The following is a 12688-nucleotide window of genomic DNA, read 5'->3' as shown; positions in this document are numbered from 1 at the left end:
CCCTTCGGCGTCCGTAGTTCCTCCAGAGAGGCGCGCTCATGGCCATCGAACCGATCACGCGATTCCTGCTCGCCGTCGGGGCGATCCTGCTGGTGAGCCATTTCTGCGGGGAGGTCCTGCGAAGGATCGGCCAGCCGCCGGTGCTCGGCGAGATCGTCGGCGGCCTCCTGCTCGGCCCTTCCGTGCTCGGGCTGATCTGGCCTTCGGCCGGGGCATGGCTCTTCCCTGCCGACGTCCTGTCCAGTTTGGACAGAGCGGCGCAGCTCGGTCTCGTCGTGTTCATGTTCCTGCTCGGCTGCGAACTGCGCACCGACCGGATCGAGCGGAAGTCCCTGGTCGGCGCGGTGGTACTGGGCGGGATGGGGCTGCCGTTCGCCGCCGGGATCGGCGTCGCGTTCGCGGCGGCGTCCGTACTGGCGGGCGCGGACGCCCCGAAAGCCGGCTACGTGCTGTTCTTCGCGCTCGCGCTGGCCATCACGGCGCTGCCGGTACTGGCCAGGATCCTGGTCGATCTCGACCTCGACCGGACCGGGCTCGGCGCGCTTTCCCTGACCAGCGCGGCGATCGGTGACGGCATCGCCTGGCTCACCCTCACCCTGATCCTGGTGGGCATCGGGCAGCACGGCGGCGGGAACGTCGTCATGACGGCGATCCTGGCCGTGGTGCTCGTGGTCTTCACGCAGCTGGTCGTGCGCCGGATACTCGGCAGGCTGGTCACCAGGATCGAGTCCGACAAGGTGATGACGGTACTGCTGCTCGTCGGCGCGATCGGTTTCGCCGTGCTGACCCAGATGCTCGGACTGCACGCGTTGCTCGGCGCTTTCCTGTTCGGGACCGCGGTCCCGCGTGATTGCCCCGTCGTCGAGCGGATCAGCGCGCAATTGCGCGGCTTCACCGTCGTCGTGCTGCTCCCGTTGTTCTTCGCGCTGGTCGGGCTGAGCACGTCGATCGGCCTGCTGGGTACGGATCTCTCGCATTGGCTGCTGTTCGCCGGGATCTTGGTGGTGGCCCAGCTGACCAAGTTCATCGGTGCCGGCGGCGCGGCCAGGCTGGCGGGATTGCCCGGCAGACAGGCGATCCAGCTCGGCACGCTGATGAACTGCCGCGGTGTCACCGAACTCGTCGTCGCCACCATCGGGTTGAAATACGGACTGGTCAACCAGCTGGGGTTCACGATCCTGGTTCTGGTCGCCGTGGTCACCACGGCGGTCACGGGACCGTTGATGCGGTTCCTCACCCGCCGGGAAAAGGCGGCCTCGAAGCCGGAGGTCTTCGAGATTGTCGGCAATTGAGAAGACGTACCGCTCCGCGACCGACTGTCACGCTCGGTATCCGAGTCATCAGGAAATCGAAGGGTGGAGGAGCGGTGCAACCACATCCCTGTGACTGCAGCCCGATGTGCGTGTTACGGGCGACCAATCCGATGCGGATCCGGCCGACCCGCACCGGCGGCAAGACCTTCGCCTCGGCATCGGCTTACCGGAAGGCCGAGCCGGGGAGCGCGGATCTCGCGGGCCGGATCGTCCGGTACGTCGTCCTGGCCCACGATCCCGCGGTACCGGACGTCGCCGCCGACTACTGGATGCACAGCGAACGCTTCTACCGTGCCGTGGTCGACCCGCTCGAAGCCGTCATCGGCCACGATCCGGTGTACCGGCGGCTCGTCGCGCGGCCGACCGACACCTTCGCCGAACGCCGGCTCGAAGAGCGTGTCGTCGCGCTGCTCGACGAAAACCCCGAACTGGCCGGAAAACTGGCCCCTGCGGCCGATGCCGCGGACGACAACGTCTACATCAACTACTTCCGCGGCAGGCTCTACGAACCGGAAGCCGGGCCCGCCGGTCTCGACCGGCTGGTCGAACTCGCGAACGGCGTGCGGTCACGGCCGTCCGGCACCGGCGACGAGATCCTCGTCGTCGTCCCACTGTCCGATCGGGACGGCGCGGGCCGGATCCGTAACCTGACCGCCTGCCTGCTCGCGTTGCGCGACCAGACCTTCCCGGCCGACCGGTACCGCGTCACCGTCGTCGAGTTCGACGGGAAACCGCGCTGGAAGCACGTCGTCGAGCCGCTGGCCGACCACTACGTGCACATCAAGGGCGAGGGACCGTTCAACAAGTCCTGGACGCTGAACGTGGGCGTACGCGAAACCCTCGGTGCGGCGAAGACCCTGTGCCTGCTCGACGCGGACATCCTGGTGGACCGGGAATTCCTGGAGCGCAACCACGCGCGTTTCGCCGACCGGCGCGCCGACGCGCATCTGCCGCATACCGAAATGCTGTCGCTGGACGCGCCGTCGAGCGATTGGCTGATCGAACGGCGATGCGGCGAGAAGACCCCGGAGGCGCCGCTGGCCGGGGCACGCGGACTGCTGTTGCGCGACGTCCCCGGCGCGTGCCTGTGGACGCGGCCGGAGATCTTCCACCGCATCGGCGGCTTCGACGAACGCTACAAGGGCTGGGGCGGCGAGGACGAGGACATGCTCTACCGCATCTCCGCGGCGGGCGATGTCACACAGTACGACGACGTCTTCCTGCACCTCGCGCACCGGCGGCCGCCGATGCGCGACGCCGAGGGGAAACCGTTCAACGCGCACGTGGAGGTGGGCAGCTGGACCGGCGAGTCCGGTTTCGGGGACACGTCCGGCGTGGCGAGCGGCGATGAGTAGCGGGGTGGGAATCCACCCGGTGAAGAAAGTGCGGCGGCAACGGATCGCGATCTCGGGGATCTTCCTGATGGTCGGGATCATGCTCGGTTCCTGGTTCGCGCGGGTACCGCAGCTGCGGATCGAACTCGGGCTGAACTTCGCGGAACTGGGTCTGGTGCTGCTCGCCCAGACCGTCGGTGTGCTGATCGCGATGCAGCTGGCGGGTCATCTGTCGAACCATCTCGACAGCCGCGCGGTCATCCGCGTCACGTCCCTTGTCCTGCCGTGGTTCCTGCCGCTCATGGCGGCGATGCCGGGCGCGATCACCGCCGGGCTCGGGATGCTGACGTGGGGTGTCATCGCCGGCCTCCTCGACGTGTCCATGAACGCGCAGGGCGTCGAGGTGGAACGGCGGGCGCGGCGGCCGGTGCTCAACAGCCTGCACGCGGTCTGGGGCATCGGGGCCTTGCTCGGCTCGGGCGGCACGGTGCTGGCGGTGCGCGCGGGGTGGTCGCTGAGTTCGCATTTCTGGGTCGTTTCGGCGGTGCTCGTCGTCATCGCGTTGTCCAGCGGACGCTGGTTGCTGACCGAGGCGCGTACTTCTTCGCCCGCGGAGAAAAAGGAACCGAAGGTCGGTTTCCTGACCGGCTGGACTCGCGCGGTGATCGTCCTCGGTGGCCTCGGCGCGGCCGTCGCGCTGTGCGAAGGCGCGGTGTCCAGCTGGGGTGGCGTTTTCCTGAGCGAGCAACGCGGGGCGGCGGCGAACATCGCGTCGCTGGGCTACTTCGCGTTCATCGTGGCGCAGACCGGGACCAGGCTCGTCGGTGACCGCCTGCACCGGCGATTCGGCGCCGTGGCACTGGTCCGCTGGAGTATGGCGATGACCGGGGCGGGTGTCCTGGTGGCCGTCGCCGTGCCGAGCGTGTGGTTCGGCCTCGCCGGGCTCGCGATGGCCGGAATCGGGCTCGCCGTGGCGATCCCGATCATCTCCAGCGCGGTCGGGCACGGCACGAAGTCCAACACCAGCCTCGCGATCGCGCGGTACAGCACCTTGCACAACGCCGGCGTGCTCGCGGGTCCGGCGATCTTCGGCTGGCTCGCCCAGGAGTTCGGGATCAGTGCGGCGCTGACGTTGCTGTTGGTGCCGCTCGGGGTGATCGCCGCCTTCGCCGCGGCCACGGCTCCCGCTTCGGTACGTGCGGCGGCTTCGACGACGGAGCCGGTGATTTCCCGGGCCGCGTAGAACCGCATTCAGTCCTCTGATGGCGTTCACTCGCGTTCCGGACGCAGGCCAGTGCTGTTACAGCCGCACCATCAGGCACAGCGGCTGCGCGTGAAGGCATCCTTCCCTCGGCTCACCCTCAGTCGCCGTTCTGGGGGCGGACGTCGTCTTTCACTGTGTGGATTTTGTTGCGTTAGATGAATCAAAATCCACACAGTGCCACACGCCCGTCCCTATGCGACCAGATCCGAAAGGGGAAGGAGGCCTTCACGCGTTCACGTACCTGCCACCCGGCCATCGGCACACCTGTAGCAGCATGGAAGAGGACACCTTCCGGGTGGGCTCGGGACACTGGAGCGGACGGAAGAACCACCGGTGTGCGAGGAGAAACAGACGTGACCACGACTGAACGCCCCACTGCAACGCCCGCCGACCAGGCCGCCGTCGCGGCGCTGCCGCAGCGCATCATCGCCGCGTGGGGTGCCCACGACGCCGATGCCTTCGCCTCCGTGTTCAGCGACGACGCCACCATGATCATCACCGGCGTGCACGTCAAGGGCAAGAAGCAGATCCGCGACTTCATGGCGGGCGCCTTCGCCGGTCCCTACCAGGGAACCCAGGTCGTCGGCACCCCGTTCGAGCTGCGGCAGATCGGTCCCGACACGATCCTGCTGCTGACCGAGGGCGGCGTCCGGAGCAAGACGGAGACCGAGGTCAAGCCGGAGAACGTCGTCCGCGCTTCCTGGCTCGCCGTGCGCGAGGACGGCGAATGGCGGCTGGCCGCCTACCAGAACACCCCGCGGGACTGAAGCGATGAGCCACGAGGCCGTCATCGCCGATCTCTCGGCCGAGGCCGGGAGCTTCGAGGACCTGCTGACCGGACTGTCCGAAGAGGACTGGGCCAAGGCCACCCCCGCGGTGGGCTGGTCCATCGCGCACCAGGTCGGCCATCTCACCTTCGTGTACCGCATCGCGGCACTGGCCGCGTCCGCCCCGGAGAAGTTCACCGCGATGACCTCGACGATCGGGGAGCGCGGTGGCTTCGACGCCGTCGTGGCGGCCACCGCCGCCGAGCATCTCGCCGAAGGCCCCGCGGCACTGCTGGGGCACTGGCAGGCGGCACGGAAGGCCGCGGTGGGCGCGCTCGCCGCCGTCCCCACCGAGTCCACGGTGCCGTGGCTGGTCAACCCGCTTCCGCCGACCGTGCTCTGCGCGGCCGGGATGATGGAGGCCTTCGCGCACGGTCAGGACATCGCCGATGCGCTGGGCATCCGCCGCGAGCGGACCGACCGGCTTCGCCGCATCGTCGATTTCGTCGCGCTCACCTGGCAGTTCGGCTACGAGTCGAACGGACTGACACCGCCGTCGAAGCCGTTCCGATTCGAGGTGTCCAGCCCGTCCGGGGAGACCTGGTACGCGGGTGCGGACGACGCGGAGACGGGACTCATCACGGGTCCGGCCGAGGACCTGGTGCTGCTCGCGACCCGCCGTCGCCATCGCGACGACCTCGACCTCAAGGGCGACACGGCGGCGGCCGACGAGTGGCTCGGAATCGCACAGGCCTATCGCGGCCCCAAGGGTGCCGGACGCGCTCCCGGCCAGTTCCAGCACTGAGGCCACCTGGCGGTCCAGCCGGAAAACACCTACTACCGATGAGGAAGACGCATGTCGGACGATTCAGGCCGCGTCGGGCTCCGGGCACTGGCTGATCTGGCGTCCCCGATGGCGATCCGGGTGGCCGCGACACTGAGGGTCGCCGACCACGTCGCGGAGGGCCGGGACACCGCGGAGAAGATCGCGTCGTCGACCGGCACCAACACCGGCGCCATGGATCGGTTGCTGCGGCATCTGGTCACCATCGGGCTGTTCACCAGGGACGACGCGGGCACCTACGCGCTGACCCCGGCCGGTGAACCGCTGCGGGAGGACCACCCGAAGTCGCGGCGGGCCTGGCTGGACATCGCGGGCGCGGTCGGCCGGGGTGACCTCGCGTTCGTCGATCTACTGCACACGGTCCGGACCGGGGAGCCCGCGTACGTGGAGCGCTACGGCACTCCCTTCTGGGACGATCTCCGGTCCGACCCGGTGCTTTCGGCGTCGTTCGACGCACTGATGGGCCACCACATCGAACTCGACAACGACGAGATCGCGGTCTCGTACGACTGGGCGAAACTCGGTCACGTCATCGACGTCGGCGGCGGGAGTGGCGCGTTGCTCGCCACGCTGCTCCAGGCGCATCCCGGACTCCGCGGCACGGTGCTGGATCAGCCGGGCCCGGTTTCGGGCGCGCGCCGGACCTTCCAGGAGCGCGGGGTGCAGGATCGGGGATCGGCCGTGGAGGGCGACTTCTTCGAGCCGCTGCCTTCGGGCGCCGGGGGTTACGTCCTGTCGGCGATCATCCACGACTGGGACGACGAACCGGCCGTCGCGATCCTGCGCCGGTGCGCCACGGCGGCGGGTGAGCACGGTGTCGTGCTGGTGCTGGAGAACGTCGGCACCGACGGCGAATCGCCCAACACCGAGATGGACCTCCGCATGCTCACCTACGTCGCGGGCAAGGAGCGCGGCCTCACCGAACTCCGGTCGCTCGCGGAGCGCGCGGGTCTGGTGGTGCGCGCGGTGCATCCGGTCGGGGACCGGCCGACCGTGTCGATCGTCGAGCTGGTCCGCGGCTGATGTCACGGGTACTGGCGCTGTCGGTGACGGCCAAGGACGTCGTCGCCGACGATGTGGTCGTCCTCGGCCTGGAGCATCCCGGTGGCGAACGCCTGCCCGACTGGACGCCCGGTGCTCACATCGACCTAGTGCTGCCGGGCGGGATCACCCGCCAGTATTCGTTGTGCGGGGACCGCTGGGACGCTCACCGCTACCGGGTCGGGGTCCTGCGGGAGCCGGACGGACGAGGCGGGTCGGCGTACGTGCACGACCGGCTCCGGCTCGGCGACGGCGTCGGCGTCGGCCGACCGCGCAACAACTTTCCTTTGGTACCTTCGGAAAGCTATCTGTTCTTCGCCGGCGGAATCGGTATCACGCCGCTGTTGCCGATGATCCACCAGGCGGAACTGCTCGGCACGGACTGGCACCTGGTGTACGGCGGCCGCCGCCGGGCGTCGATGGCTTTCCTCGACGAACTCGCCCGCTACGGCGACCGCGTCCACCTCGTACCCGAGGACGAACTCGGCAGGCCCGATCTGCACGCCTGGCTGGGTGAGGTGCGCGACGGCGTCAAGATCTACTGCTGTGGCCCGCCAGGACTCATCGAAGCCGTCCGGATCGCTTGTGCCCACTGGCCTCCGACGGCGTTGCGGGTCGAGCGGTTCTCGGCGCGGGAACAGGCACCGGTGCGGGACGCGCCGTTCGAGGTCGTGCTGTCCAGACAGGGAAAAAGCGTTGTCGTCTCACCCGGCGTCACCGTCCTGGACGCCGTGCGCACGGCGGGGGTGCACGTGCTGGCCTCGTGCATGGAGGGCACCTGCGGCACCTGCGAGACCGCCGTCGTCGACGGTGTGGTCGACCACCGTGACGCGCTGCTCACCGACCACGAGCGGGCGACGGGCGACTGCATGTTCCCGTGTGTGTCCCGCTCGTGCGGCGACCGGCTGGTGCTGGATCTCTGACACCGACGGAGGAATCGTGACCGCGACAACCGGCGTCAGGCCGTCGTTGCCGACGTTCGACATCGACCCGTTCAGCCACGAAGTGCTGGCGGACCCGCATCCGCACGAGGCACTCCTGCGCGACGCGGGGCCGCTGGTCTATCTGAGCACCTACGGCGTGTACGCGATCGCGCGCCATGAACACGTGAACGCCGCTTTGCGGGACTGGCAAGGCTTTCAGTCCGGTGCGGGAGTGGGGCTGTCGAACTTCCGCACCGGCAAGATCTGGCGGCCGCTGAGCGTGGTGATCGAGGCCGACCCGCCGCATCACGACGCCCCGCGCCGCGTGTTGGCGGAGTTGCTCAGCGCGCGTTCGCAACGACGGTTGCGTACTGAGTGGACAGTCGTCGCGGAGTCCATGGTGGACAGTATGCTGGCCGGCCGTCCGGTGGTGGAATTCGATGCCGTTCCGTCGCTCGCCGAGGCGTTCCCGCTGCGGGTTTTCCCGGACGCCGTCGGAATTCCCGAGGCCGGACGCGAGAACCTGCTGCCCTTCAGTGACTTTCTGCTCAACGCCTTCGGCCCCCGTAACGACCTCGTGGCGGCGGGCGCGGTGGGAGCGCGGGAACGTTCGGTATGGGTCAACGCCCACTGCGAACGGGAAGCGCTCGCCGAGGGCGGCTTCGGGGCTCAGATCTGGGCGGCCGCCGACCGTGGGGACATCACCCACGAACAGGCGCCGCTGGTGGTCCGTTCGCTCTTCGCGGCGGGCGTCAACACCACGGTTCACGCGCTCGCGTCGATGCTCTACGCCTTGGCGACGCACCCCGAGCAGTGGGAGCGGCTGCGCGCCGAGCCGGAGCTGGTGCACGTCGCGCTGGACGAGGCGGTGCGCTGGGCGTCACCCGTTCAGTCGTTCTTCCGCACCACTACCGGTGATGTCCAGGTCGGCGACGCGACGATTCCCGACGGCGAGAAGGTCCTGTTGAGCGTCGGAGCCGCCAACCGTGACCCGCGGCGCTGGGCCGCTCCGGACACGTTCGACCTGTCTCGTGATCCTTCAGGGCACGTCGGTTTCGGGTTCGGCGTCCACCAGTGCGTGGGCCAGCATCTCGCCCGGCTGGAGGCGGAATGCCTGCTCACGGCCTTGGTGGAGCGGGTCGCGAGCATCGAGCTCGTGGGGCGGGGACGGCGGCGGCTCAACAACACGATCCGGGCATGGGACTCGCTGCCGGTGCGGGTCCGGACGACCGGGCCGGGGCATGGGGCATGAGGATCACATGTCGCACTCATGTCCTGTTCACTAGTGACGGAGAGTACCGGCTGCCACACTTTCAAGTGCCTGCCAGAGGCGGCGTGGCCGTGTCGGCCCGCTGAGCGTCGCGCCACGCGCCGGAAAAGATAATTTAGGGAGACGAGCGTGACCACAATCAACTCGAGTTCGAGTCCGGAAGGGGTCGAGTCCCCCAAGGCGGCGGATCCGCGCCGATGGTGGGCCCTCATCCTCCTCTGCGGGCTGCAGGCCATGATCCTGCTGGACATGACCGTCGTGAACGTGGCGCTGCCGCGGATCCAGCAGGATCTCGGCTTCACCGAATCCGGCCTGGCCTGGGTCGTCAACGGCTACGTACTGATGGCCGGCGGGCTGCTGATCCTCGGCGGCAGACTGGCCGACGTGTTCGGACGGCGCCGCCTGCTGCTGACCGGCGTGGCCATCTTCGCCATTTCCTCGGCGCTGTCCGGTTTCGCCGTCGCGCCGTGGATGATGGTCATCGGCCGGTTCGGCCAGGGCATCGCCGAGGCGATCGCCGCCCCCGCGGCACTCGGCCTGATCGCGCTGCTGTTCCACGACCCGAAGGAACGCACCAAGGCGCTCGGGCTGTGGGGCGGCATCATCGCTCTCGCCGGCACCTTGGGATACGTCATCTCCGGTGTCCTGACCGACCTCGCGTCCTGGGAATGGCTGTTCTTCATCAACCTTCCGGTGGCGGCCGTAGTGCTGATTCTCCTGCCGCGGCTGGTCAATGAAAGCCGCATGGTGCGCGAGAACAACGCCGGGCTCGACATCGCCGGCGCGCTCACCCTGACGCTGGGTCTCGTCGGCGTCGTCTACGGCCTGCTGCACGCCGCCGAGCACCCCTGGGGCTCGGCGCTGGTGATGGTGCCGCTCATCGGCGGGGTGGTGTTGCTCGTGGCGACGGTGCTCATCGAACGCCGGGCGAAGAACCCCCTTATCCCGCTGGACTTCTTCGCCAACCGGACCCGCTCGGCCATCAACTTCGTGACGTTGTTCTTCATGGCGGCGTTCATTTCCTACACCTTCATGATGACGTTGTTCGCCCAGAAGATCCTGGGATACTCGCCGCTGCAAGGTGGTCTGGCGTGGCTGCCGCTCGGACTCGGGATCGGCGCGGGCATCGGCCTCGGCACCGGACTCATCCCGAAGCTCGGGGTCAAGGTGGTCGCGTCCGTCGGGTACGTCGGCGCGGGCGCGGGACTGTTCATCACCAGTATGGTCGACCTCGATTCCTCTTACGTGGGCGGGCTTATGCCGGGGATGATCGTGTTCGGGCTGTTCGCCGGCGCCACCATGCCCGCCGCGACCAACGCCGCGCTGCACGGCGTCACCGTCCAGGACTCCAGCCTGGCGTCGGGCGTGCAGAGCACCATGCAGCAGGTCGGTTCGGCACTCGGCCTCGCCGTGCTGGTGACGGTCGCCATCCGGTACGCCGGGGACGCGATCGCGACCGGCACCGACCCGCGGATCGCCGCGACCGAGGGCTACACGCTGGCGTTCCGTATCGGCGCCGCGCTGATGGTGCTCGGCGGTATCCTGATCGCGGTGCTGTTCGAAAAGGTCGCCACCGAACTGCGCGACCCGACGGCCGAGCGCCTCGAGGTCGAGGACGCGGCATGATGAATTCGTTGTAACCGGTCCTGCGGGGAGGTTCTCGACCTCCCCGCAGGCTTGTCCCGTTTTTGAAGTCCGGAGAACAAGGAGACCGAACCCCATGCCGGCTGCACCCAAAAGCCCGGAGAAGATCGACCACCAATTCACCTTGCCGCTGATCAAGGAAAACGGAAGCGGCTGGATCTGTGTGGTAGTGCCCAAATCCGGCGAGCTCTTCGGGACCAGGAAGGCCGTCAAGATCGGCGGTACCATCGACGGTCAGGACTTCCAGGCGACCATGCTGCCGCTCGGCGACGGGACGCACATGATGCCGGTCAAGGCCGCCCTGCGTAAAACCCTGAAGAAGGACGTCGGTGACGACGTCAAGGTCCACCTCAGCCAGCGTTTCAGCTGATCCTTTGAGAAAGGTGTGAACAGTAATGACCGACGCTAGCGCCACTCCGGCCTGGTTCGACATCTCCACCCCGGATTCCGAACGGGCGCGGAAGTTCTACAACGAAATGTTCGGTTGGAACGTCCTCGCGCTGGACGGCACCTACGCGCTGGTGGGCGCCCCGGACAGCCCGCCCACCGGTGGCATCGGCCAGGCGGGGCCGGACAGCCCGTACCTCGGCGTGGTCGTCTACTTCCCGGTCGACGACGTCGACGCGGCGCTGGAGCGGGCCGAAAAGCTCGGCGGCAAGCGCACTCTGGAGCCGGTCGACACCCCCAACGGCCGGATCGCGGCGTTCACCGACCTCGACGGCTACAACATCGGTATCAAGAGCTCTTCCTGAACTTTCGGCGGGAGACCCGGTTCGGGCCTCCCGCCGGGTGATGCGCGTGAAGGCCTCCTTCCCTCGGCTCAGCCGAGGGAAGGAGGCCTTCACGCGCATTCGTGGTGAGTTGGTGAGCCTGCTGGGGCAGGGAGCCGTCGGGCAGGTGAGCCGGGATCCAGGCGCCCCGTTTTGAGTAACGCGCACGGTTTCGTCACGGGACCCCTCACGTAGCCCGCCGACTTCGCCGGAAACCCTGTCCGTGAAGGCCTCCTTCCCTACCCTCACGGTAGGGAAGGAGGCCTTCGCTACCTGGCGACCTACGTGAGGCTCCCTCACGAGACCGGGGCCTGTCCACAAAGGACAGTTTTCGGCGACTTGGCGTCCAGTTGATGCCTGAAGGCACGTTCCTGAACGGGGTCGTGAGTGGCAAAGAGCGTTCTAACGCTCCTTACCACTCACGACCACCTCGCGAAACCGCACAAACGACCCAAGCCGGACACTTGTCTTCAGAAGAGTGTCTCTCGGAGCCCGCGGCCCGGCTTCCGCCAGCCAGTCCGGACGCTCGCCCGGGCACGACATCTTTGCCTCACCCCTCAGTAAGGCACCAAAAAAGCCGGAAGGGCCACAGCGCCGGGAACCGGCACCGTGACCCTCCCGGAGTTCCCGGGCGTCACGATTCGAAGTACTCCATCAAGGTGGGCGCCCATGCCTTCTGGTCGAACAGGTGGTCAAAACCCTCCCGCGTAAGGAGTTCACCGCGAGGTATCTCCTCGGCGATCCTCGCGCACGCGTCGTGGATCTCCTTGATCCCGTCGTCCCCTCGCATGAGCAGCGTGGGCACGGTGATCTTCCGGATCTCCTCGTACGGGATGTCCAGGTGGTCCTTGCTGATCATCGCGTCGTAGTACGTCGACGGCGCCATGGACTCGAACGCCTGCCAAGCCGGATGGCTCTTGAAGTGTTCGATGTTCTCGTCCTTGATGAATCCGACGACGTCCCGCGCGAAGATCGTGACGACCTCTTCGCGACGGTCCTCGGCGATCAGCTGCTTGAGCTTCGCCACCTGCTCGGCCGTGGCCGTCTGGGACCAGTACGGGGGTTCGTACAGGGCGAGTTTGACCATCGGCGCGCCGCCGGCCGCGGCCAGCAGCGCGATGACGCCGCCGGTACAGTTGGCGAAGACGTGACACGGTTCGCCGACGGCTTGGAGCACCGCACGCAGGTCGTCGATCTCGAGCTGGATCGTCCACTGGTCCGGATCGCCGTTGCCGCTCTCGCCACGGCCGCGCCGGTCGTAGTTGAAGACGCGGAACCGTTCGGACATGGCCGTCGCGAGCGGCGTGAACATGGCGCGGTCGTTCAGTCCCGCACCGACCACCACCACGGCCGGGCCGGTGTCCCCGAAACGCTCGTACGCGATCAGCGTGCCGTCCGCCGACACCGCCTTTTCCAGCACGCTTTCGTGTGCCGCGTAGTCGACGTTGAGGTCACCGAGGATCCCGCCTCCGCTCTCCGCCGTTTTGTCTGCCATGTTCGGACTCCTTCGACTGCTAC

General features: G+C 67.9%; 12 protein-coding genes. 11 read left to right on the top strand and 1 reads right to left on the bottom strand.

The genetic code is table 11. The features are described 5' to 3' along the window. The first annotated feature begins 38 nt into the window (after positions 1 to 38). From L324_RS31955 to L324_RS31905, 11 genes are all read left to right on the top strand, one after another. The gene (locus tag L324_RS31955; protein WP_051174208.1) at positions 39 to 1292 is read left to right on the top strand and encodes a cation:proton antiporter domain-containing protein; all 1254 of its coding nucleotides are present in this window, start codon (positions 39 to 41) and stop codon (positions 1290 to 1292) included. Between the two features lie 104 nt (positions 1293 to 1396). After that, positions 1397 to 2668: a glycosyltransferase family 2 protein gene (locus L324_RS31950; RefSeq protein WP_037317526.1), complete on the top strand. Its 1272-nt coding sequence runs from the start codon at positions 1397 to 1399 to the stop codon at positions 2666 to 2668. Between the two features lie 19 nt (positions 2669 to 2687). Beyond that, complete coding sequence (locus L324_RS31945) at positions 2688 to 3890, top strand: MFS transporter (RefSeq protein WP_037318782.1); 1203 nt, start codon at positions 2688 to 2690, stop codon at positions 3888 to 3890. Positions 3891 to 4264: 374 nt separating this feature from the next. After that, on the top strand, positions 4265 to 4678 hold the full coding sequence (locus tag L324_RS31940) for an SgcJ/EcaC family oxidoreductase (protein ID WP_037317523.1): 414 nt from the start codon (positions 4265 to 4267) through the stop codon (positions 4676 to 4678). Between the two features lie 4 nt (positions 4679 to 4682). After that, positions 4683 to 5483: a TIGR03084 family metal-binding protein gene (locus L324_RS31935; RefSeq protein WP_037317520.1), complete on the top strand. Its 801-nt coding sequence runs from the start codon at positions 4683 to 4685 to the stop codon at positions 5481 to 5483. Between the two features lie 51 nt (positions 5484 to 5534). Further along, entirely contained in the window at positions 5535 to 6545 is a 1011-nt protein-coding gene (locus L324_RS31930; RefSeq protein ID WP_037317517.1) for a methyltransferase, read from the top strand. Continuing rightward, positions 6545 to 7486, top strand: a complete 942-nt coding sequence (locus tag L324_RS31925) for a PDR/VanB family oxidoreductase (RefSeq protein WP_037317514.1) — start codon at positions 6545 to 6547, stop codon at positions 7484 to 7486. Before L324_RS31930 ends, L324_RS31925 begins: the two co-directional genes overlap by 1 nt. A 16-nt stretch (positions 7487 to 7502) precedes the next feature. Next, the gene (locus L324_RS31920) at positions 7503 to 8738 is read left to right on the top strand and encodes a cytochrome P450 (protein WP_037317511.1); all 1236 of its coding nucleotides are present in this window, start codon (positions 7503 to 7505) and stop codon (positions 8736 to 8738) included. Between the two features lie 147 nt (positions 8739 to 8885). Further along, the gene (locus L324_RS31915) at positions 8886 to 10382 is read left to right on the top strand and encodes an MFS transporter (protein WP_037317508.1); all 1497 of its coding nucleotides are present in this window, start codon (positions 8886 to 8888) and stop codon (positions 10380 to 10382) included. A 94-nt stretch (positions 10383 to 10476) separates the two neighbouring features. Further along, positions 10477 to 10770: a DUF1905 domain-containing protein gene (locus L324_RS31910; RefSeq protein ID WP_037317505.1), complete on the top strand. Its 294-nt coding sequence runs from the start codon at positions 10477 to 10479 to the stop codon at positions 10768 to 10770. A 25-nt stretch (positions 10771 to 10795) separates the two neighbouring features. Beyond that, positions 10796 to 11152, top strand: a complete 357-nt coding sequence (locus L324_RS31905; protein WP_037317503.1) for a VOC family protein — start codon at positions 10796 to 10798, stop codon at positions 11150 to 11152. A 652-nt stretch (positions 11153 to 11804) separates the two neighbouring features. On the opposite strand, the gene L324_RS31900 is transcribed toward L324_RS31905, so the two are convergent. Continuing rightward, positions 11805 to 12665: an alpha/beta fold hydrolase gene (locus tag L324_RS31900; RefSeq protein ID WP_051174206.1), complete on the bottom strand. Its 861-nt coding sequence runs from the start codon at positions 12663 to 12665 to the stop codon at positions 11805 to 11807. Between the last annotated feature and the right edge of the window lie 23 nt (positions 12666 to 12688).

Origin of the sequence: Amycolatopsis orientalis DSM 40040 = KCTC 9412 (assembly GCF_000478275.1) — a bacterium.
In the GTDB taxonomy this organism is placed as follows: Bacteria; Actinomycetota; Actinomycetes; order Mycobacteriales; family Pseudonocardiaceae; genus Amycolatopsis; species Amycolatopsis orientalis.
The sequence above is the reverse complement of the archived record's forward strand: the minus strand, read 5'-3'. Positions and strand labels throughout refer to the sequence as shown.

What these genes read in the sequence shown, in the direction of transcription:
- L324_RS31905 (WP_037317503.1), top strand. Translation starts at nt 10,796, where the DNA reads ATGACCGACGCTAGCGCCACTCCGGCCTGGTTCGACATCTCCACCCCG.
- L324_RS31955 (WP_051174208.1), top strand. Translation starts at nt 39, where the DNA reads ATGGCCATCGAACCGATCACGCGATTCCTGCTCGCCGTCGGGGCGATC.
- L324_RS31900 (WP_051174206.1), bottom strand. Translation starts at nt 12,665, where the DNA reads ATGGCAGACAAAACGGCGGAGAGCGGAGGCGGGATCCTCGGTGACCTC.
- L324_RS31930 (WP_037317517.1), top strand. Translation starts at nt 5,535, where the DNA reads ATGTCGGACGATTCAGGCCGCGTCGGGCTCCGGGCACTGGCTGATCTG.
- L324_RS31925 (WP_037317514.1), top strand. Translation starts at nt 6,545, where the DNA reads ATGTCACGGGTACTGGCGCTGTCGGTGACGGCCAAGGACGTCGTCGCC.
- L324_RS31950 (WP_037317526.1), top strand. Translation starts at nt 1,397, where the DNA reads ATGTGCGTGTTACGGGCGACCAATCCGATGCGGATCCGGCCGACCCGC.
- L324_RS31910 (WP_037317505.1), top strand. Translation starts at nt 10,477, where the DNA reads ATGCCGGCTGCACCCAAAAGCCCGGAGAAGATCGACCACCAATTCACC.
- L324_RS31935 (WP_037317520.1), top strand. Translation starts at nt 4,683, where the DNA reads ATGAGCCACGAGGCCGTCATCGCCGATCTCTCGGCCGAGGCCGGGAGC.